The organism is Paenibacillus sp. O199 (genome assembly GCF_001636635.1).
Taxonomy (GTDB): Bacteria; Bacillota; Bacilli; order Paenibacillales; family Paenibacillaceae; genus Paenibacillus; species Paenibacillus marchantiae.
In genome coordinates, this window is the sequence record NZ_LGRP01000029.1 from 1 (window position 1) to 19,335 (window position 19,335).

A 19,335-nucleotide genomic window follows, 5' to 3' on the forward strand; every position below is an offset into this window, starting at 1 on the left:
GAGGTATGAAATCATTTCTTTCTGAATCCCATATGTGCAGCAAAATTTGCTCCATATATGATCGAGTTGGTGTTAGCCGCCATAATCGTTATATTGCGTCCTACAAGACTTACAAAATCAAGATAATCATCTAATAGGTAATCGGAATATGTTCTTGTCCATTTCGGTAATCGTTACAAGTTCATGTCCTCGGCTCGGGACACGAACTTGTACCGATAACATAAAAAAGCCGCTAAAATAGCGACTTCAATGGGACCATGTTTTTGTCCCTCGACAACAAAGACTGAATTTTTTTAAAGTTCCCTACTTTCATGCAATTATGCCCTTAAGTCTTTATTTAACTGAGCAGAGTTAGAACTTGATCTGTTGGTCCCCTTTCTTGCAGTACAATTTTATTTATTATCCTCAAATTTATGTGGCTCTTTAACAAAACTTTTTAAAATAAATCCACACGTTATACAAATTACATGAGTAACATCTGATCCTAATGTTAGCATCTTTTTCATAGGATATACCCTAGCTTCGCCGTGCGACTTGCCCTCCCCTAATTTTGTTCCTCCACATTCAGGACAACATTCTTCGTTTCTCATCTCGAACCTCCTTCAATGAAATTAATCTTATCATTGCTTCTATATAGACCATATGTAACTTTCTATTATCAACGTAAAGCCTATTTTTTTGTAAAAGGCTATTAGATCAACGTGTGAAATCGTATCATCTGAAACTATACCATCAGTAATATGAGTCACACCTTCTTTAATACCGATTTCAATTAGACTGTCACGAAACAAAGGAACTACCTTGAAAAATGTGCTACACCCCAACGGATCGCTACTATTTCTATAGGCGTCAGTTAGTACTCCTGCAAGGTTATCCCCTTCCTTCTTCAAAATAGAAAATTAACTTATAGCAGCTTGCTAAGCGGTAATAAGGCATGATGCATATGTCCTGCCATATGGTATTGGTATTTACGAACTTCTAAACGAAGATACTTCAGTCGTATAAGAGACACCCGTTAATTCCCAGAATTCTTGCCCATCTAGTTGATAACCAATATAACATGGATCTCCAAGTTGTATCTTAGTTACATTTTCTGACGGAATTACTACGTAAGAATTATCTTTTGTTTCTTTCGAAAAAGAATCCATTATATGCACACTCCTTGTTTGATTAATGAAACTATCATTTTATTCTTTTATTAATGTGGCTCAAAGGGTTATCTTGTTTATTGTTTGGTAACTTTGTGTCATTGTACATCTGCATTATATCTATAAATGAATTAACAGGCAAAATAACGATTAGATAAACGCCTATCGCAATGAAAACATGTTCTTGTCCCGCGAAATAAACAGCTCCCTTTCTTTCACTTCTGTGTTTTATTTTGCATTCCTCGGTCCGTCCTGTTGCAAACTTTATGCCGTGTTCTTTATCTGATAAGCCACAGACCACGGAAATGTCTGGGCTGGAGGATGAAAAAAGAAGCTGCAACAAAAGGTCCGGGTAACCTCTTGATGCAGCTTCTTTTGTATTTCTACTCGCTTTGCACAGCGAATTCATAATAAATTTAAGCTTTGCGAAGCATTTGTCTCTCGCTTAGCTGTGAAAGCATATCCTTCGTCATGGCCTTCAGGTCGTAGCGAGCATGAAATCCCCATTCTGTTTTCGCTGCCGTCGCATCAATGGAATGCGGCCAGCTATCGGCAATCGCTTGTCTCTTCGGATCAACGTCATAATCGAGGATAAAGCCGGGAAACTCATCCCGAATCGCTGCAGCGATCGCCTCCGGATCCACGCTCATTGCGGTGACATTAAATGAATTTCGGTGTATCAACCGAGAAGAATCCGCTTCCATCAATTCGATGATAGCGTTCAGGGCATCCGGCATATACATCATGTCCATGTTTGAGTCCTTGGCGATATAAGATGTATACCGTCCAGCCGTCACGGCTGCGTAATAAATTTCCACGGCGTAATCCGTCGTTCCTCCGCCGGGAGGCGTCATATAAGATATTAAACCCGGGAATCGCAGCCCCCTAGTATCCAGGCCGTATTTGTGAAAATAATAATCACAAAGCAGTTCGCCGGACACTTTGTTCACGCCGTACATCGTATTGGGCCTCTGGATCGTATCCTGCGGGGTATTGTCTTTCGGAGTCGAAGGACCAAAAGATCCAATGGAGCTTGGAGTGAAAAATTGGCAGCCGAGCTCCCTGGATATTTCAAGTGCATTCATCAATCCGCCCATATTCAAATTCCAGGCAAGCAGCGGTTTCTCCTCTGCGGTAGCCGACAGCAGAGCAGCCAAATGGATGACGGTATCAACTTCGTACCGCTTGGCGATTTCGAACATCGCCTTATCATTCGTCACGTCCAGCAGCTCGAATGGCCCGGATCGGGTAATTTCGTGGGCTGATGACCTGAGATCCGTAGCAACGACGTGATCCGCACCATAGATTTCACGTAATTTAACAACTAACTCAGAACCAATTTGGCCCAGTGCTCCGGTCACCAAAATCTTGTTCATAAGACATTCCTCCCGAAATATACTCCCGCGAATGCAGCTAAATCAGCTTCATTTCCTTGCCAACTTTCTCATAAACGGAGATCACCTGGTCGAGCATCTCCTTGGTATGGGCAGCTGTCGGCATGTTGCGTATTCTTCCGGTTCCTTTGGGAACCGTCGGAAACACGATTGCCTTGGCGTAAACGCCTTCTTCATAGAGCCGTTTGCTGAACTGTTGGGTGGTTACTTCATCGCCAATGATACAAGGTGTGATCGGCGTTTCGCTTTGGCCTACATCATATCCAAGCCGGCTCAAGCCATTTTTCAAATCATTGCCGTTCTCCCACAGCTTCTCGATCAGCTCTTTGTCATTCATCAAAATGTCGACAGAAGCGCTGCAAGCAGCGATTGCAGCCGGAGGTAGCGATGTCGAGAACAGAAACGGACGGCTTCTCAGCTTCAACCATTCGATCAGTTGTTTTTTACCCGCCACATAACCGCCGACAACGCCGATCGCTTTGGAAAGAGTACCAATTTGAAAGTCAATGCGGTCGGACAATCCAAAATGCTTCACGGTTCCCGCACCTGCTCCGAGAACGCCCGAACCGTGGGCATCATCCACATAAGTAATCAGATCGAATTCTTCTGCTATTTTCACGATTTCGGGCAGCTTTGCTATATCACCATCCATGGAGAAAACCCCGTCGGTGATGACCATAATTTTATGGTACTGACCGGATTCCTTGGCATCTTTCGCCTGCTGTCTTAAATCATTCATATCCGAATGCTTAAAGCGAATCACCTTGGCTCTCGACAGGCGGCAGCCATCAATAATTGAAGCGTGGTTCAGCTCATCTGATAAAATCGCATCATGCTGGTCCATTACCGCGGATATAGCAGCCATATTGCAGTTAAATCCCGATTGATACACGATAACGGCTTCCGTTTTTTTGAAACGGGCCAGTTTTTCTTCAAGCTCAATATGAAGATCCATCGTACCATTAATTGTTCTCACAGCCCCTGCGCCTGCCCCGTATGTCTGCGACGCCTTAACTGAAGCATCAATCACGCGGTAATCTGTTGCCAGTCCCAAATAGTTATTGGAAGACAAATTGATTAGGGACTTTCCGTCGATACGAATAACAGGACCATTTGCACCCTGCAGCGTATCGATGACGTTATATAGACCTTTAGTCTTTAGATCTTCGATGTTCGAACTTAAAAATTGGTCCAAGGCTTGACTTGACATCCCATTCCCTCCTCGATATACGTATGTCCTCGTACAGGAGACATAAGAATCCTCCAAAAAAACCTGTTTTAAAAGGGATTAAACTAATTTCAATGTATCATCTTTTTTATTTATTGTACACATGTGGCGGACAAAAAATAAAAATATCCGCACAAAAACATAGCGCGTTCTAAATAAGATCCTCCACCACTACTTAGACATTTATCTAATCAGAAATCGGATCATGTTCTTGTCCATTACGGTAATCGGTATAAGATCTTGTCCCTCGACACGCAATAAACTTTTTCATTATCTTCTTTCATCGTAGGTATTAGGCCAAAATGATTTTATACTATTTATATACTAGCCAGCTTTCATGTTAAACTATCCTGCCCGTTAGTTTAACTTCGCCCTCGATTTGCGCATCTACTTTATTTCTCATTCTAAATATGGAATGGCAAACTCCGACCTGATGTTATCCTGATGGACCTGTACATGCTAATAATGGACGGCATTGAAGCCAGTCGCTTCATATCGGAAGCGTATCCGGATACACGAATCATCATTTTGACCAGTTTTTCCGACCGCAGTCATATCGTACCGGCCCTTCAGGCAGGAGTTATAGGGAGGGGAGTCTTAAGAGGCGTTCCAAACGCAGCATGATGATCCTTGTTTGCGACTTTAGTAATAAATAAAACGACCGTTTCCAGCTAGAATCTGAGAAACGGTCGCAGCTTAAATAATTTTGAATAAAAATTTATATCTTGGCCACGTAATGTATTTAATCTCAGTAACACCATAATTTCAATTAGAATATCTCAAAATATCGTTTTTTTGCTTAACAAGAAAAGATTTCACTATGTAAAGATTTCAAGTGGATTTGATTTTAATAACAGCTCATACTTTTTCTGTAATCCCCACAACTTCATTTAACCAAAGGATCTTTTCCATATCGCTCATTATCTTTAATCACTCAAAAGAGATCACCACTCTCACTTAGATATTCATCAAATCGGAAAGACAAATAACCTTAGCACTGTAGTTCTTTTTAGGACTCTTGACAACTTTCTTCCAGCCCCACTCATTTACATACCCTAACTCTTTAATTTTCTGGGCAGTCTCTTTAAATGGTATAATATCCCTTGTGAGGTGATTTGATGAACAAGATTTTAGCGATCTCGATTTTGGGAATGGGTTTAACAGGTGCTGTTTTAATCATCTCAATTGCTCTGTTGTTTAACCCTCCAATAGGAAATGTGTTGAAGATGGTTACTGCTGCTTCAACATTATCTTTTATTATATTTGCTGTTTCGGCTTTGGTATTTCGTCAGCGATTAGATAATGAAAAAAGAGAGTAATATATTTATACTTCCTCGATTTAGGACGAATGATACCCAGTAGCAATCCTAACAATGTTTCTACTCAAGAAAAAAAGCATCTCCTTCAGGAGATGCCTTTTTTCTGCTTATCTTCAGAAAATAATGAAATATATCTCCTCCAACATGCATTCTCCCCTACAAGCACCCATGCCAGAAAATAGAATCTTCTGTTTTAAGATATATAGAGTTTGTTTCTATTGAGCTGTGTCCGGCTCTAACCTCAAATATCTTACTAATGTCATTGATCATCTCATCAATCTGATCGATTCGCCTAACATTCTCCGGTTCATTTCCTTCAAGCTCTCTGGAACGTTTCCCGTTAGCGGAACGATGGATCAATACTTTTCGAGTTCCTTCTCTAAATCATTTAGTAGCACTTGAATCTCAAGAACTGCAGAATCATCTCTATTCCAAAAGATCGACAGCTTATGCTGATCCTCCACCATATTGGGTAACCAGTCACTAATGAACTCGTCTAATGAGATACAATGTGCTTTATAATTTGACCACTCTTCATAAGCACAGTACTCTGCAAACTCTTTCCTAGGCCAGAATGAAATAAGCAATCTCTCTTTATCATCTGAAGACATTGCCCAACCGTCATCATACAACCCCCAAATTTCTTCTGAATCAGTAACCTTCTTTATAAAATATTCATATCGAATATTCGCAGGGAGTTTAATAACAGCTTCAAACTCTTTCGAGGTTATCGAATTCATTTGCGACCTCCTTGTTAGAACTTTAAATTAAATATACCACGCTAACCTGCCCGTTAGCTTAATGAATTAGCAGGCAGAGATAGAATAGATATACTTCTAATCGGCAATCGGATCATGTTCTTGTCCATTACGGTAATCGGGACAAAAACTTGTCCAAGTTCCCTACTCTCCTCCTGTTTTGTTGGAAATTTATATTAATATGATGCAAAATATCTGACAGAGCATTGCCTAATCTGTACTGATTAATAGACTCATTCTTTGAAAGAATGAAGATACATGTATCTTCATCAAAATAATACTGAACATAAGTGCTTATCCCAAGGTGATCTCCCCCATGGGAGTACCGATCGAAATTCATCTCCGAAATTATAAATAAACAACCTCATTTATGTTGCTCTTTAGAAAAATCCATCATCAAATAAGAATAACTAAAAGAGTCCGCCTAATAATTAGGTGGACTCTTACTCCTATTTCCCGTATAACTTTTGGGAAGTGATTCTTTTTTGAGTAACTACTGATAAATGCAGACTGGATATTGAGTTTAAAAATGCTGAGATGAAGAGGTTCACGGTATGGCAACAGCCAAGTACCGAGGTCTATTTCGTATGCGAATACAGACATATCTCACAGCATTTGTTGTGAATGTGAAACGAATGGTAAAGCTAGTCGAGCAAAAGCAGTCTTTGGCATATTTAAATAAATCAACAAAGCTTATGACTAAGACAAAATTCCTTTTACAAACAATGAGACACTGTGCTTGTAGAAATCTTCCTCGGTGACGAGTTGGGACTGATATTGCCCGTGAATCAGCTCGCTCATCTGAAATCCGTAGCACATGGAGAGAAAAGACATGGCGGCAAGGCGCTCATCCTGTCTTACTATAACTTTTTTCTTCTGCAGGCGTTCAAAATATTCAACCAGCAAGGAGTGCAGCTTCACCGGCGGATCGGCCAGCACTCTGTCCAATTCGGGAAACATTCCTTTGTCGCGGATGCCAATCAAAATGATGTCCGCATTTTTATGGAAAAACAATCGGTACTGCTGACTTACATTCATCAGATCGACTTCGGGATTATCGGTCGCGTCCTCTTTTAACAGCTTCTCAAATTGCGGAATATCCGAATGTCTTTCAATGATGGCTTCCAATATGCCTTGCTTGCTTCCAAATTGCCGGAAAATCGTAGATTCATTGACTTTAGCTTCCGTTGCAATGGCTTTGGTGCTTACTCCCCGGTAGCCGTTCTTTTTGATGAGCTGTGTCGCGGCTTCAATGATTCTGTCTGAAGTTTGCATTATATTTCTCCTTTTGCATATGTTAAATCTATTCTACTACAAGTTTTGTATATGCAGCAGGGTAGGGGTTCATCATTTTCATAAACGTTTATTTAAGGTAAATCACTTCTTTTATCCCAGCGGCTTGGTTCCGTAATCTTGACATGATCAGGCACCAATTGCGTGAGCGTGCCTAATTTATCAAATGTAATCTGGATTCGGTCAGAGGGCAACAGCCATTCTTCGGTCTCGATTGCGCAGCAATCCGGTATCGTCCCCATTCCTATAATCGTGCCCGGGAGTGGCGTGAAAACTTTGAGAACCTCCTCCATCACTTTTGCAGGGTGTGCAGAATACTCGGATGTGCTTCCCTTCCAGTGCAGTCTCTCCCCGATACGCACATCCACGTCCAATGCCAGCGGGTTGTCGATTTCATCCGGCGTTACCAGAAATGGTCCGATTCCTTTGCTGCGATCGAAATCTTTGCAGCGCGTCGGTCCGGTCATCGCCTGGAAATCCGGCCACTGCACATCGCGGACAGTACTGTCGTTAAAAATAACATAACCTGCAATGCAGTTCCCCTTCCCTGTAACAAAAGCCAGCTCCGGCTCGATATCCAGGTAGGAAGAGTACGAAGGCCAATGAATTGTATCCCCATCGCCAATTAATGCATTATGGTTACACTTATAATAACTGAAAGTTACTTTATTCAGATCTTGCTGGAATTTTTCAGCAATTTTACGTGTAAGCTCTTCTCTTTCCGGCCCTGTATATTCTCTTCGCAGCAGATTTACGCCAGCATTTCTCAGATGTCTTGGCGTCAGCCCGAAATCGATAAGCGCAGCCGGATTTGGAACTGGCGGTAGCAGGGTTACCGCTGCAATCGGGCTGATTTCATTTTCATTGAATTGATGAACCTGTTCGATAGCATATTGCATCATTTCCTTAGCGGCATCATCACTTGCCGGCAAATAATGAAGATAGCTGTCCATACTTTCAAGACTGTCAACGAATGTTCCCTGCTTTTTCATGATTGCGGCAAAAGACACGACAAATTTCTCGTTTATTACAAGCCCAAACAACGGTTCCTGGGATGTATTGGTTTGAAAGGTTACTAGTTTCATGGTTAAGCGCCTCCATCCATGTAGTGTGATGTTGTTCTGTTACTATCATATCGTACAGTATAATTGCATGCAAGTACTTGCTTGCATTCCTGTTTTCCCTTCTCTATAATAAAGCCATAGTCAGTATGCCTTACACCAAAAACATATACGAAAAAGGAGAATTTTCATGAAGTATGGACGTATTATTCAAAAACCTCGCGTTAAATTTTTTGAAGTCGCAGATGGCGTTTTTGCCGGTATTTCGCCGTATCGCGGCATCAGTTGGGCCAATGCCGGGTTCATCAACAAGGGTGAAGGGCTGGTGTATGACACGTTCTTCGATTTGTTCCATGCGCGGGAAATGAGAGAGGCTTTTATGGAAGTAAGCAACGGCGGCTCTCCCGCATATGTGGTGAACTCGCACTATAACAGCGACCATGCCTGGGGAAACAAAGTGTTTGAAGATGCTTGCATTATTATGCACAAGGAAGCGTCCAGAGAGCGTCTTACCGAAAATATCTCCTGGATGGATAGCGTCATCAGAAGAGGAAAGGATTCTCCGGAATCTACTTCGGGCGAGCGGTTTTTTGCAGCGGAATTTGAAGGATTCGACCTGGAAGGCGTAGAATGGTTGCTCCCGAATATTGAGATAAAGGACGATATAAACATCCGTCTTGGCGATACGGAAGTAATGATTTACAATGTTGCTCCGGCCCACTCTGACAGTGACTTGCTGATGTGGATGCCAAAAGAAAAAGTGCTGTTCGCCGGCGATGTGGTGTTTAACGGGTGTACGGCATACAGCGAAGAGGGAACCCTCAATTGGGTTAAAGTGCTTGACCGCATTATCGATGAAATTAAACCCGAAATCGTTATTCCAGGACATGGCGCCATCTGCGGCCTGGACTTCGTGAAGGAGCAGAGAGACTACCTCCTGAACCTGATCAGCGAGTTCAACAAGCATTACAATGACGAAATTGATGCCTTGTCCCTGACCAAGCAAATTGATATTTCCCGCTTCCTTCATTGGATTCAGCCAGAACGCTTGTATGTTACAGTGGACATCCTATTGAAAAGCAAACGAGGGTTACCACCCCTTCCAATTTGGAACGAGGTGCCTGCTAAGCTGGAAGACATGAAAGTTTTTTTGGCCGGAAAATATGGTAATCAAATCAAGCCATGGGACCCTATGAGTGTTTGGCAAGAATGAATAGCAATTGATGCTAGCCTACGAAAAACAAAAAACGGCCCTGTCGCAAACGATGCGAACAGCGGCCGTTTTTTTGAATTGTTCCGCGGAATTAAAATGGGTGCTTAAAAACCGATTATGAAGAAAAATGGAGTTGGACTTATGACTTACTAGTAGAACTCTTCTAAAACGATATAACCAAAATTTGATCTTAAGTGCATTTCTCTCTTTATCCGATAATTTAATAACACAAAGATCTATCAATAATTTAAAGCAGTTTTTAAAGATGTTACCATTATATGATAGAGTACCGCATCCAGCAGCTGCAAGGCTATTTTACCGTTTTCAGCCGTTTGAACGACGTCGTTTTCTCTTCTCGGTACGAGCTCAATTAAATCTCTGATTGCGACTTCATCGTCAATGACAAGTATCTTCTTCAAGTGCACCCCTTCTAGCCTTGCTCCCCAGCTTGAATCATAATTCACCCTCATCTTAGCACAGACACTTTAGATTGCTCCACCAACTGGAAGGTGAGGTATATTCCACTCAGTCCAACATAACTTGTAATAAACTCGAAGAAAGGAGAACAATCCATGGATCTGCTCTGGGTACTCATTGTTGGTGGACTTATTGGCTGGTTAAGCGGCAACTTGATTGGGCGGGACGTACCAGGCGGTGTACTTGGGAACATTATTGCGGGTTTTATCGGTTCCTGGTTAGGTACGGAATTGCTGGGACCAAGGGGGCCGGTGATTGGCGGATTTCATATTATTCCCGCCATCGTTGGCTCGATTATTGCCCTGCTCATCTTCTTCGCTCTGGCACGCGGCGGAGCCTTCCGAAGACGTTAACAAAGAGAGGCGGAAACCGATACCGTCGTTCATTAAAAATTTTTATAAAGATGCTGCCAGGGCATAAAGGTACAGGATAAACATAAAAGGACCGAAAGCATTCATCGATGGAAGATGAACACTTACGATCCTTTTTTTTATTTTTGTACTGATTTCATCCATTCTTTCAGTGCCTGAACAATCTGCTGAAGCTGTTCCTGTCCTGTAACCTTAGGCACGCTGTCTCTCTTTTGCATTCCGTAGGAGCCAAATTGATCATGGTTGCCACCCTTTATACTCTCGAATGTCGTTTTTTTCGGAAGATTGGGTTTGGCTTTTCCCCACGCTTCCCTGTTCAGAACACCATCATTACTTGATGTCACTCCTCAGTCATGTTGGTAACTTTATGTCATTCTACATTTTTCTATATATTCCCGATTACATGAGCGTTTCTATTCCAAATTCTTTATAATTTTCGCAGGAACACCTGCAGCAATCGTATTGGGTGGAACGTCCTTGGTGACCACTGCACCTGCAGCAACGATAGAATTTTCTCCGATCGTAACCCCAGGCATGATCATCGTGCCTGCACCAAGCCAAGCGTTTTTCTTGATGACTATTGGAGTAGATATCGTGGAGCGTCTTTCAGCTGGTTCCAGCGGGTGGTTAATGGTAATCAGGTTAACTTTTGGACCTATCAATACGTTATCTTCGAGGGTTATCCCACCTCTGTCCATAAAAGTACAAGCATGATTGATAAACACATTTCTTCCCACTCTGATATTCTTGCCAAAATCCGTGTAAAAAGGAGGAAGAAGTCCAAACGATTCATCCACCTCTACTCCCGTTAATTTCGAAAACAATCCTCTGACTTCTTTCGCTTCATGATATGAGTTGTTTAATTGCATTGTAATTTTCTGTGCTTCAACAATAAGATCATGAATTTTATAATACTCCGGGTCATTTAAAGAAATTAACTCGCCATTTTTATCTCGTTCAAGAATGTCTTTGGGTTTCATTTCACTTTACTCCTTTTCCATATAGATAAACTAATCAGTAGTCTTACTTCTCTAGATAACTTCACCTCTGGAAACATTCCTGCGGTTTATTCTGCAAGCGACCAGGTGACTTGTACATGCCCTGAACCAAGCGTAGCTGCCAAATTAGACGGATCGTCAACACTTCCGAGTAGTACATAACCGCCATAAGAATTGGAGAAAGTCTGATAAAAAAGCACCAAAGTGTTTCCGGACCAGGACATAATTTCACCGGCATGAATGGTTTCAGGGCGTTCGGTAGATGCAGCAGGAAGCTCCTCGGGCAGATTATTATACTTTTCTAGCCCATTCAGTTCTTTCATTTGGATGGTCATCGGAAATTGCGCTATCAGGGCTTGTGTCGTTTCATTGTTTTAAAGTTGCTGTAAACGTGCTGCCGCCAACAATAATATGGATGGGAATAACGCTGTTTTCCTCCGTCTGATGATCTACTGTTTCAGCCGTTACCTCCAGATTTTACGAATCCTCTCCATTCGAACCGGTTCAGGGTTGTCTCTGCCGCAATGTAGTCGTTTAGTCAAACGCGATTTTGATCGTTTACACGACATGTGTATAATATTATATTGAATCTAGGCACTTACAATCGTTAAATGATCTGTGTTTGTCGATTATTCTACAAAATCCCCTGAATTGACTATTAACTAAGAGAGCTTGGTGGAAATACGTGCCTAAAATAGATCGAAGAATACTCAAATCACAGGAAGCAATAAAAAAGGCCGTCATTGAATTGATGTCAGAAAAGAATTTCGATTCCATTACGATCCAGGAGATTTCCAACAGGGCAAATGTTCACAGGGCAACCATCTACCTGCATTACACAGATAAATTTGATCTGCTGGATAAACTGATTGAAGAGCATATTAACAACATGAAGGACATCAACCAATATGCATGTGAAATGGAGTGGAGTGAAGCGAATCTGGTCTATTTCGAATACTTTGAGCGCAATTATTTATTCTTTTCAACGATGTTGGCGAGTAAAGGAGCTCCTTCTTTTCGTGCCCGGTTCCTTGAGTTTCTTATTGAAGAATATAAAGGTGAAGTAAATATGAACGAAGAAAGAAACCAGGGATTGGATGAATTGATTGTGGGCTCCTTTATGGGAACAGCTTTTGTAGGAATAGTGGAATGGTGGATCACGAACGGGATGCCTTATCCACCTCATGTCATGGCAAACCAGGTTGGGGTCTTGCTTGAGAGGGTTGTATAAGAGGGATATCAAACGAACGAAACAAAAAAGCTGCTAATTCAGCAGCTCCAGGCTATCGAGACATTCTCGGCAGCTTGAGCCCTGTTTAGCAGAGAGGTTTTATCCGTGCCTATTCAATATGATTATACTCCTCGAAATCGTAATTCGTTCATCATGGCAAGCAAAGTCAATTTGAAACTATTCGTATTTACAACAAATATCCCAACGGACACCAGACTCTATACCCTTGCGCAGAACCCATGGCATAATCCACGCCCCCATTAAAATGAACCAGGCCCGCTCGAAGTCCATCCGACATTCCCACCAGATCAAGCTTGGTATCCACCTGTAGCCCTGTCGTCATGAGGTAACGTTGAGATAGCGTATTGCCAGCCCGGAAAAAGCCACTTTCCTTGATAGGTCTGAATCCCTTCAGTCGCAAATGTCCCGGCTGTTCAGCGAGAGACCAGTAATCCGCCCATAAAATACCATTGTCCATCTGGTGTATGCCTTCCCCTTTATAACAATTCACATATACTCTGAATACTCCTTCATGATATTGAATGGAAACGCCTGCAAGCGATCATATGCAGGTTTCGTTTTATCCAGCTTACTCTGATTTCGAATATCATAATCCAGCGATCCACTGGGACGCTTCCTGAAGTCCTCGAACGCACTCGCCCATGGCTCTGCACCAATGGCAACCTTCTCCTGCATTAGCTTCAGCGCATCACCAGTGAAACCCACGGAAGGATGTGCGAATCCTGACGGGCTTACCGTCTCCAAGATTGCTGGCTGGGTATGGATAACCGAATCATCGGCGGCCACCCTGCCGGGAACGTAACTTATAACCGCACAGATGCTTACGACCAACACACGAATAACCATCCATTTAACAAGGTTATAGCACTACTTCATTTCTATTGCCTCCTGATTCGCTTAAATGTAGAATTCATCATTATTGCCTCTGGATTTTCTGCTGTCTTCTCCTTTCCTTTGGGATATTTTTCTTCATGAAGCGTAAATAAAATCCGGTCTGAAGTGAACCCAAATTTCAATAAAAAAAGTAGGTGAAAACTATTTTTTTCATAAATAAATCATCGACAGGCACCATACGAATAGATTTTTGCAAATATAAAAGACCGTTTCCCGAAAGAATACGGGAAAACGGTCATAGTTAAAAAGTATCTTTTTCCCTGTCTATTAACAGGCATATGAACATACTAGAAATCAAGGGCATCAGATATTCAGAGAATCGCTCCTCCTAAGTAAGGGAATATAACTTTAGCTTTGTTTTATAATCCTCCCTCGTCACCTTGCTCCTCCTGCACAATTCGAGCAATGTGAATCATCAAATATAATAATTCCTCGTTCGATATGGAGATATCCAGCATGTTTTGCACGTAGGTTTTGATCATCTCCGCGCATTTGTATTCAAGCGGATGCTCCTTCGCCATGTGTTGAAATATAAAATCTTTCGCCGAATTGCCCAGACGCCCTTCTTGTAAACGCTGGATGAAGAATTGCAAATGTGTGACGAGTCTCACATAATGGATGGAATTTTTGTTCAATTGTATATCAAAGGTGTATTGAATCAGGTTAAAAATATCTTTTAACATCTTAACGGATTGCATCGTGCGCTCCATATTCTGCTCATGTGTTTGGGCATTCACGAAATGAAAAGCGATATTCCCTGCTTCTTCTTCCGGCAGTTCAATGCCCAATTCTAGATTCAGCATCTGAACGGATTCAACCCCCAGTTCGAATTCGACAGGATGAAACCTCTGGATCTCCCATAACATGCGATTCTGTAATGCTACACCTTTTTTCCATCGTTCAATAGCAAACGACAAGTGATCCATAAGCGTAAAGAAGATTTGATCGTCAAGAGACAGCTTTTCTTTGGCATTGGTAATCAGTTTGTTTATGACATTCACATGTTTTTCTGGCATGTTTTCGATGGTTCGTACGTAAGCCTGGGCAGACGGATTATTTTGAAGAATGAATCGTTTCTGGATGTGCTCCTCATCGAGTCGCTCGCCGACTTTGCCTTTGAATGCCAAGCCTTTTCCCATGACAATCATTTCTTGTCCCTGTTCATCTTTGGTCAGAAGCAAGCTGTTATTCAATATTTTGATTACTCTCATGCATTCATCACGATCCTTTATTCTTTCGTGACCGCCTGATCCGAGTTTCCGATACATCTGCCATTCTGTTTAATGACCTCCTGATACCACGAGAAGCTTTTCTTCTTCAAGCGCTTCAAGTCTTTCAGATCCTGTTCACCGCGGTTTACATAGATCATGCCGTAACGTTTCCCATAACCTTGATGAGTGCTTACCACGTCAATCACGGACCAAGGGCAATAACCAATCACATCTACCCCATCCGTTAGAGCCAGTCTGATCTGTTCCAGGTGTTTCTCAATAAAATCAATCCGGTACGTATCGTTAATGGTGTGATCTGCCTCCAGTACATCCGGAGCACCTATACCATTTTCCGTAATTAGAATCGGGAGACCATATCGTTCACATACCTTACGCAATGTTAGCCTCAGGCCAACCGGGTCAATGACCCAGCCATATTTTGTTTTTTCGGTATAAGGATTCTCCGCGGCCCGGTATACTCCCTGCTCGCCAAGCATGATTTGCTGATCACCCGCACGAGCTGTAACATCCGACGCATTGCCCGTACTGGCGGCAATGGTTGCCGTCGAATAATAATTGATTGCTACCAGATCGGGACGGCCAGACCGGATATCATCCATGTCACCCTGCTCAATAACCGGCTCAATGCCACGTTCATGTAAATAACTCCAGAATAATGGGTTATACCGTCCCCATACTGATAAGTCGAGAAAACCCCATCCGCGAATCGTCTCCCAGTTATGTGCAGCGATTGCATCTGCTGGTCTGGAGGTTGCCTGGTACATGGAAGTCATGTTCAATGCAGGACCGATCTTGCCTTGCGGGAGCATGTCATGAAATAGTAGCATCGTTCTGCCTTGAGCCACAAACATGTGATGATTTTGCTGATACAGTTCCTTACTGGAAAGCAAACGTCCGCCCTTCGGTGTGCCAATGGCACCCGGATGAAGAATCATCGTATTTTGCTCATTAATGGTCAACCAATATTTCACTTTATGCCCGTAATGCTCAAACAAGATACGCCCGTACTCGACAAAAGCATCGATCGTTTCCCGGTTGTTCCATCCTCCCGTTTTCTCAAGCTCATAAGGTAAGTCGAAATGGTACATGGTCACAATGGGTTCGATACCATGGAGCAGCAATTCGTCAATCAGTTGGTGGTAAAAATCGAGTCCCTTCTCATTAACAGCTCCTGTGCCTGAAGGCAAGATTCGAGTCCATGCAATCGAAAAACGATATGCTTTGAGGCCCAGCTCTGCAAAAAGCTTCACGTCTTCTCTGAATCGGTGATAGTGGTCGCTCGCTACTGTGAAATCGGCGGTTCCGGCCGGATGATCACACATATCGATGACGGACAGACCTTTGCCATCTTCGTTCCAGGCTCCCTCCACTTGATAAGCAGAGGTAGAGCCTCCCCACAGAAATTCATTGGGGAATAGTTTGATGTGTTGATATAACATCTCAAGCACTCCTTCATTTTAATATTGATCAAGATATATGACGGACCGTATTAAGCTTGTTATGAAAGGTGGATAATAGTCGCTCCAACCTCCACAGGACTCTGCTTCTCCAGCTTAATATCCGGGAAACGATTCGAATTGGCGATAATGATCGGGGTTATGACTTCATACCCTTCCGCCTTGATGGCATCGATATCGAAGCTGATCAACAAGTCACCCCGTTGTACCCGGTCCCCCACTTTAATGGAAGAGTTGAAATGTCTCCCCTTCAGGTTGACGGTATCCACTCCAATATGAATGAGTACCTCTTCTCCATCATAACCATTTAATTTGACCGCATGTTTGGAGTCCATGAAAGCCGTAACTTCACCTGTGATTGGTGCATACAGTTCTCCTTTTGCAGGGATAATTGCAGCGCCTTTACCCAGCAATCCCAAAGAGAAAACATCGTCTGGTACACGGTCCAGATGGACTAATTCCCCTTGCATCGGGCTGGCGATCGTAAGTGGGCGTAATTCATTTTGGCTCGGTACATTTGCATTTGTTGTTGCAACAGACTGCGTGCCGGCCGTGTTGTCTTTAACAGGCTGCCCGGAAAGCATCTTGTCATCGTTAACATTGGAATTGCCTTCTTCTTCATCGTCTACTGGATCTTCAAAACCAATGATCCATGTCAGGGCAAAGGTAACGATAAAAGCAATCAGACAAGTCACAATAGCATGAACGATGTTCATCGGATTGCTGCCAATGAATGCAGGTAACGCGGCAAGCCCTGGAGAAACGAAGGCATAACGTACTAATCCGGTCAGACCAGCGTATATCCCTGCTACGCCACCACCAATCATTGCGGCAATCAAGGGTTTCTTCAGTTTCAGTGTTACACCGTACAAGGAGGGTTCCGTGATGCCCAGCACAGCGGTGAAACCGGATGAAGCAGCGAGCTGTTTCAGTTTTTTGTTTTTGGTTTTTAATGCTACAGCAAGCGTAGCCCCACCTTGAGCAATATTGGACGCTAGCATTCCCGGACCGTTGATCATTTCATATCCATTTTTGGTCAGTTGGCTAGTTGCAATCGGCGTCATCGCCCATGCAGTGCCTGTCACGATCAGGAACGGTTGCAAAGTTCCCATTAACAAAGGAATCAGCCAACTGGCTCTGGCATTAATCGCTTCTGCACCCAGCGCAACCAGATCATTCAGGTACGTTCCGAAAGGCCCGATCGCCACCAATGCAAGAGGTGCTGTAATCAATAGCACAATCATCGGTTTCGTGAAAAATTTGATCATTGAGGGCGATACTCGATCCGCGAAACGTTCAATATAAGACATGAGCCAAACGACAATAATAATTGGCAGCACGGAACCTGCGTAATCGGTTAGTCGAACTGGAACACCGATGAAAAACACGTCTTTTCCTTCCGCCATCAGGGCGCTCCATCCCGGGTGTAACAAAACACCGGCAACGGTCATCGCCAGAATTGGACTTGTTTCGAACTTAATGGAAGCTCCATAAGCCAGCAGAATAGGCATGAAATAAAACGCCGCATCCGCAATGGTGTTAAGGATGTAATAGTTTTGGCTTTCTGTAGTTACGAGGCCTGTCAGCACAAGTACGGCTAATATCGCTTTGATCATACCCGCGCCAATAATTGCCGGTATTACCGGAGTAAATGTCGTCGAGATTACGCTTATGAATCTGGAAATCCAGCTCTGTTTCTGCTTTGGTCCGTTATTTTTGCCGGAATCTGATTTGGACTCCGCACTTTGGGTTGCTGAACCCATCTGCTGAGTGATAACTCGGTAGACCTGCTGCACCTCATTGCCCACGACAACCTGGTATTGTCCACCATTGTTCACAACGGTAATGACACCTGGAAGAGCTTTGAGTTTTTCTGTCTCCGCTTTGGAGATATCGTACAGTTCGAACCGAAGTCGGGTTGCGCAGTGCGTAAGCCGAGCGATATTATCCTTCTTTCCAACCAATTCCGTAATCTCTTGTCCCAAATTGCGATAATCCATACCTTTGCCTCATTTCTGAAATTGGATATAAAAAAGACCAAAACGATATGCCTCCCCCTACTCACATAAGGAAAATGCAAAATCATTTTGGTCATGCCTGCTTTACCAGTAACAGCCAAACACTGCTAATATTCAATTCATTATTGATGTAAACGTTTACTGGATCATAATATCACACAACAATTTAGTTAGCAATCACTTTATTCGACATTTTTCTTTATACCTAAACACTTATGTTTTACTTTTATCGTGTCAGTTGTCCCGCAACAATGTGAACATTTTCATGTATTTCGGTGCTTAATGATGTTCATGTCCCTCGACATTACTGCAACAAAAAAAACATTCTTTCTTATAACTGCGTGAAAAATATAAAAACCACCCGTTCGGGCTATTGCATAAGACAGCTTATACTTAAAAGAGACGATCCATCGAAAGTTTAGATTCTGAACTTGAGTTGTCATCGATGATGCCCAGCTTTATTCCGATGTGCCAGTACACCAGATTAACTAATCTTTAAGCAGCATTCCTGCAAATAGGAAGAGAAAATTTTTTTGTTCATCAGCATGTGCTTGTTATCCCCATCCAACTTGCTGAGCAAAATCCCTCCCTCCAACAAGGAAAATGCAAATGATGCTAGCGCATCCACATCAAGATCCTCCTTTAACTCTCCAGCTTGAATGCCGTCACGAATAATACTTTTCATCATATCCAAGAAGTTATGCATCCCTTGCCTTGCCTGACCACAAAGCTCCAAATGAGTATCGTCACTTTCTACAGCTGTATTCTGCATGGGACATCCACCAATAAATGGGGGGTCGTTGACGACATTCTCATAGACACGAAAAAAAGCAACCAACTTTCCTGACGCAGACTGCTCTTGATCGACCGCTTCAGAAAATTTACTGGCGACCATACTGGCAGCATAATTGTAGGCTTCAAGCGCTATCTCGTCTTTACTAGCAAAATGTCGATAAATGCCCCCCTTTTTAATTCCTGTGTCGGCAATAATATCGTTTAGCGATGTACCGGCATATCCTCTCTGGTTAAAAATTTCAGCCGATTTCATAATGATGTGTTTTCGTGTTCTGTCCCCTTTTTTCATGATCTCCTCCATATGAACCGTATATTTGCTTTAAACGAATTATCCAATTCGTCCTTGCAATTCACTAATATCATGCTAATATAAAGATACCTAACGGTCTCTTTTCAAATTATACAATAAGCTATTCTAGAATGAAAT

At 42.6% G+C, this 19,335-nt stretch carries 20 protein-coding genes and 2 pseudogenes; 6 read left to right on the forward strand and 16 right to left on the reverse strand.

Annotated features, from left to right (window positions below):
• Positions 1-392 precede the first annotated feature (392 nt).
• The 3 genes from A6049_RS26285 to A6049_RS26305 all read right to left on the reverse strand — a co-directional run bounded on the left by A6049_RS26285 (position 393) and on the right by A6049_RS26305 (position 3,752).
• Positions 393-590, reverse strand: coding sequence for a hypothetical protein (locus A6049_RS26285; RefSeq protein ID WP_063567440.1), 198 nt, complete (start codon positions 588-590; stop codon positions 393-395).
• 974 nt (positions 591-1,564) lie between these two features.
• Positions 1,565-2,524 (reverse strand): L-threonine 3-dehydrogenase, encoded by a 960-nt coding sequence (locus A6049_RS26300; protein ID WP_063567443.1) that lies wholly within the window; start codon positions 2,522-2,524, stop codon positions 1,565-1,567.
• 37 nt (positions 2,525-2,561) lie between these two features.
• A complete protein-coding gene (locus A6049_RS26305) occupies positions 2,562-3,752 on the reverse strand; it encodes a glycine C-acetyltransferase (RefSeq protein WP_063567444.1) in 1,191 nt (396 codons plus the stop codon).
• A 426-nt stretch (positions 3,753-4,178) separates the two neighbouring features.
• Between A6049_RS26305 and A6049_RS32730 the strand changes: the two genes are divergently transcribed.
• Together A6049_RS32730 and A6049_RS26310 are read left to right on the forward strand one after the other, a co-directional pair.
• On the forward strand, positions 4,179-4,394 hold the full coding sequence (locus tag A6049_RS32730; RefSeq protein ID WP_275078675.1) for a response regulator: 216 nt from the start codon (positions 4,179-4,181) through the stop codon (positions 4,392-4,394).
• Positions 4,395-4,888: 494 nt separating this feature from the next.
• Positions 4,889-5,089, forward strand: a complete 201-nt coding sequence (locus A6049_RS26310) for a hypothetical protein (protein WP_063567445.1) — start codon at positions 4,889-4,891, stop codon at positions 5,087-5,089.
• A gap of 356 nt (positions 5,090-5,445) precedes the next feature.
• Here the strand turns inward: A6049_RS26310 and A6049_RS26320 are convergent, their stop codons facing one another.
• Complete coding sequence (locus A6049_RS26320; RefSeq protein WP_063567447.1) at positions 5,446-5,829, reverse strand: DUF2750 domain-containing protein; 384 nt, start codon at positions 5,827-5,829, stop codon at positions 5,446-5,448.
• A 534-nt stretch (positions 5,830-6,363) separates the two neighbouring features.
• On the opposite strand from A6049_RS26320, the pseudogene A6049_RS34230 reads away from it, so the two are divergent.
• Positions 6,364-6,494: pseudogene (locus A6049_RS34230) on the forward strand (transposase); the annotation flags it as partial.
• 52 nt (positions 6,495-6,546) lie between these two features.
• Here A6049_RS34230 and A6049_RS26325 read toward each other — a convergent pair.
• Both A6049_RS26325 and A6049_RS26330 read right to left on the reverse strand, forming a co-directional pair.
• Positions 6,547-7,122, reverse strand: a complete 576-nt coding sequence (locus A6049_RS26325; protein WP_063567448.1) for a TetR/AcrR family transcriptional regulator — start codon at positions 7,120-7,122, stop codon at positions 6,547-6,549.
• Positions 7,123-7,214: 92 nt separating this feature from the next.
• The gene (locus A6049_RS26330) at positions 7,215-8,225 is read right to left on the reverse strand and encodes a fumarylacetoacetate hydrolase family protein (RefSeq protein ID WP_063567449.1); all 1,011 of its coding nucleotides are present in this window, start codon (positions 8,223-8,225) and stop codon (positions 7,215-7,217) included.
• A 166-nt stretch (positions 8,226-8,391) separates the two neighbouring features.
• On the opposite strand from A6049_RS26330, the gene A6049_RS26335 reads away from it, so the two are divergent.
• Positions 8,392-9,414: an MBL fold metallo-hydrolase gene (locus A6049_RS26335; RefSeq protein ID WP_063567450.1), complete on the forward strand. Its 1,023-nt coding sequence runs from the start codon at positions 8,392-8,394 to the stop codon at positions 9,412-9,414.
• A gap of 239 nt (positions 9,415-9,653) precedes the next feature.
• Here the strand turns inward: A6049_RS26335 and A6049_RS26340 are convergent, their stop codons facing one another.
• A complete protein-coding gene (locus A6049_RS26340; RefSeq protein ID WP_063567451.1) occupies positions 9,654-9,833 on the reverse strand; it encodes a response regulator transcription factor in 180 nt (59 codons plus the stop codon).
• Positions 9,834-9,986: 153 nt separating this feature from the next.
• Between A6049_RS26340 and A6049_RS26345 the strand changes: the two genes are divergently transcribed.
• Complete coding sequence (locus tag A6049_RS26345; RefSeq protein ID WP_024630063.1) at positions 9,987-10,244, forward strand: GlsB/YeaQ/YmgE family stress response membrane protein; 258 nt, start codon at positions 9,987-9,989, stop codon at positions 10,242-10,244.
• A gap of 137 nt (positions 10,245-10,381) precedes the next feature.
• Here the strand turns inward: A6049_RS26345 and A6049_RS26350 are convergent, their stop codons facing one another.
• The 3 genes and pseudogenes from A6049_RS26350 to A6049_RS26360 form a co-directional block, all read right to left on the reverse strand.
• Positions 10,382-10,606, reverse strand: a complete 225-nt coding sequence (locus A6049_RS26350) for an alpha/beta hydrolase (protein ID WP_063567452.1) — start codon at positions 10,604-10,606, stop codon at positions 10,382-10,384.
• A 69-nt stretch (positions 10,607-10,675) separates the two neighbouring features.
• Positions 10,676-11,242 (reverse strand): sugar O-acetyltransferase, encoded by a 567-nt coding sequence (locus tag A6049_RS26355; RefSeq protein ID WP_063567453.1) that lies wholly within the window; start codon positions 11,240-11,242, stop codon positions 10,676-10,678.
• An 86-nt stretch (positions 11,243-11,328) separates the two neighbouring features.
• Positions 11,329-11,622 (reverse strand): annotated as a pseudogene (locus A6049_RS26360) (cyclophilin-like fold protein); the annotation flags it as partial.
• 323 nt (positions 11,623-11,945) lie between these two features.
• Between A6049_RS26360 and A6049_RS26365 the strand changes: the two are divergent.
• On the forward strand, positions 11,946-12,491 hold the full coding sequence (locus tag A6049_RS26365) for a TetR/AcrR family transcriptional regulator (RefSeq protein ID WP_063567455.1): 546 nt from the start codon (positions 11,946-11,948) through the stop codon (positions 12,489-12,491).
• 187 nt (positions 12,492-12,678) lie between these two features.
• Here A6049_RS26365 and A6049_RS26370 read toward each other — a convergent pair whose 3' ends face one another.
• The 6 genes from A6049_RS26370 to A6049_RS26395 form a co-directional block, all read right to left on the reverse strand.
• Positions 12,679-12,969 (reverse strand): beta-xylosidase family glycoside hydrolase, encoded by a 291-nt coding sequence (locus A6049_RS26370; RefSeq protein WP_143806487.1) that lies wholly within the window; start codon positions 12,967-12,969, stop codon positions 12,679-12,681.
• A 29-nt stretch (positions 12,970-12,998) separates the two neighbouring features.
• Positions 12,999-13,346 (reverse strand): hypothetical protein, encoded by a 348-nt coding sequence (locus tag A6049_RS26375; protein ID WP_063567457.1) that lies wholly within the window; start codon positions 13,344-13,346, stop codon positions 12,999-13,001.
• Positions 13,347-13,765: 419 nt separating this feature from the next.
• A complete protein-coding gene (locus tag A6049_RS26380) occupies positions 13,766-14,617 on the reverse strand; it encodes a PRD domain-containing protein (protein WP_063567491.1) in 852 nt (283 codons plus the stop codon).
• 17 nt (positions 14,618-14,634) lie between these two features.
• Positions 14,635-16,077 carry a glycoside hydrolase family 1 protein gene (locus tag A6049_RS26385; RefSeq protein ID WP_063567458.1) on the reverse strand — a complete coding sequence of 481 codons (1,443 nt, stop codon included), beginning with the start codon at positions 16,075-16,077 and terminating at the stop codon, positions 14,635-14,637.
• A gap of 59 nt (positions 16,078-16,136) precedes the next feature.
• The gene (locus A6049_RS26390; protein ID WP_063567459.1) at positions 16,137-18,095 is read right to left on the reverse strand and encodes a beta-glucoside-specific PTS transporter subunit IIABC; all 1,959 of its coding nucleotides are present in this window, start codon (positions 18,093-18,095) and stop codon (positions 16,137-16,139) included.
• A 502-nt stretch (positions 18,096-18,597) separates the two neighbouring features.
• On the reverse strand, positions 18,598-19,197 hold the full coding sequence (locus A6049_RS26395; protein WP_063567460.1) for a TetR/AcrR family transcriptional regulator: 600 nt from the start codon (positions 19,195-19,197) through the stop codon (positions 18,598-18,600).
• Between the last annotated feature and the right edge of the window lie 138 nt (positions 19,198-19,335).

Excerpts from the sequence above, each read along its gene's own strand:
- A6049_RS26285 (WP_063567440.1), bottom strand. The coding sequence starts at position 590 with ATGAGAAACGAAGAATGTTGTCCTGAATGTGGAGGAACAAAATTAGGG.
- A6049_RS26300 (WP_063567443.1), bottom strand. The coding sequence starts at position 2,524 with ATGAACAAGATTTTGGTGACCGGAGCACTGGGCCAAATTGGTTCTGAG.
- A6049_RS26305 (WP_063567444.1), bottom strand. The coding sequence starts at position 3,752 with ATGTCAAGTCAAGCCTTGGACCAATTTTTAAGTTCGAACATCGAAGAT.
- A6049_RS26310 (WP_063567445.1), top strand. The coding sequence starts at position 4,889 with ATGAACAAGATTTTAGCGATCTCGATTTTGGGAATGGGTTTAACAGGT.
- A6049_RS26320 (WP_063567447.1), bottom strand. The coding sequence starts at position 5,829 with ATGAATTCGATAACCTCGAAAGAGTTTGAAGCTGTTATTAAACTCCCT.
- A6049_RS26325 (WP_063567448.1), bottom strand. The coding sequence starts at position 7,122 with ATGCAAACTTCAGACAGAATCATTGAAGCCGCGACACAGCTCATCAAA.
- A6049_RS26330 (WP_063567449.1), bottom strand. The coding sequence starts at position 8,225 with ATGAAACTAGTAACCTTTCAAACCAATACATCCCAGGAACCGTTGTTT.
- A6049_RS26335 (WP_063567450.1), top strand. The coding sequence starts at position 8,392 with ATGAAGTATGGACGTATTATTCAAAAACCTCGCGTTAAATTTTTTGAA.
- A6049_RS26345 (WP_024630063.1), top strand. The coding sequence starts at position 9,987 with ATGGATCTGCTCTGGGTACTCATTGTTGGTGGACTTATTGGCTGGTTA.
- A6049_RS26355 (WP_063567453.1), bottom strand. The coding sequence starts at position 11,242 with ATGAAACCCAAAGACATTCTTGAACGAGATAAAAATGGCGAGTTAATT.
- A6049_RS26370 (WP_143806487.1), bottom strand. The coding sequence starts at position 12,969 with ATGGACAATGGTATTTTATGGGCGGATTACTGGTCTCTCGCTGAACAG.
- A6049_RS26380 (WP_063567491.1), bottom strand. The coding sequence starts at position 14,617 with ATGAGAGTAATCAAAATATTGAATAACAGCTTGCTTCTGACCAAAGAT.
- A6049_RS26385 (WP_063567458.1), bottom strand. The coding sequence starts at position 16,077 with ATGTTATATCAACACATCAAACTATTCCCCAATGAATTTCTGTGGGGA.
- A6049_RS26390 (WP_063567459.1), bottom strand. The coding sequence starts at position 18,095 with ATGGATTATCGCAATTTGGGACAAGAGATTACGGAATTGGTTGGAAAG.
- A6049_RS26395 (WP_063567460.1), bottom strand. The coding sequence starts at position 19,197 with ATGAAAAAAGGGGACAGAACACGAAAACACATCATTATGAAATCGGCT.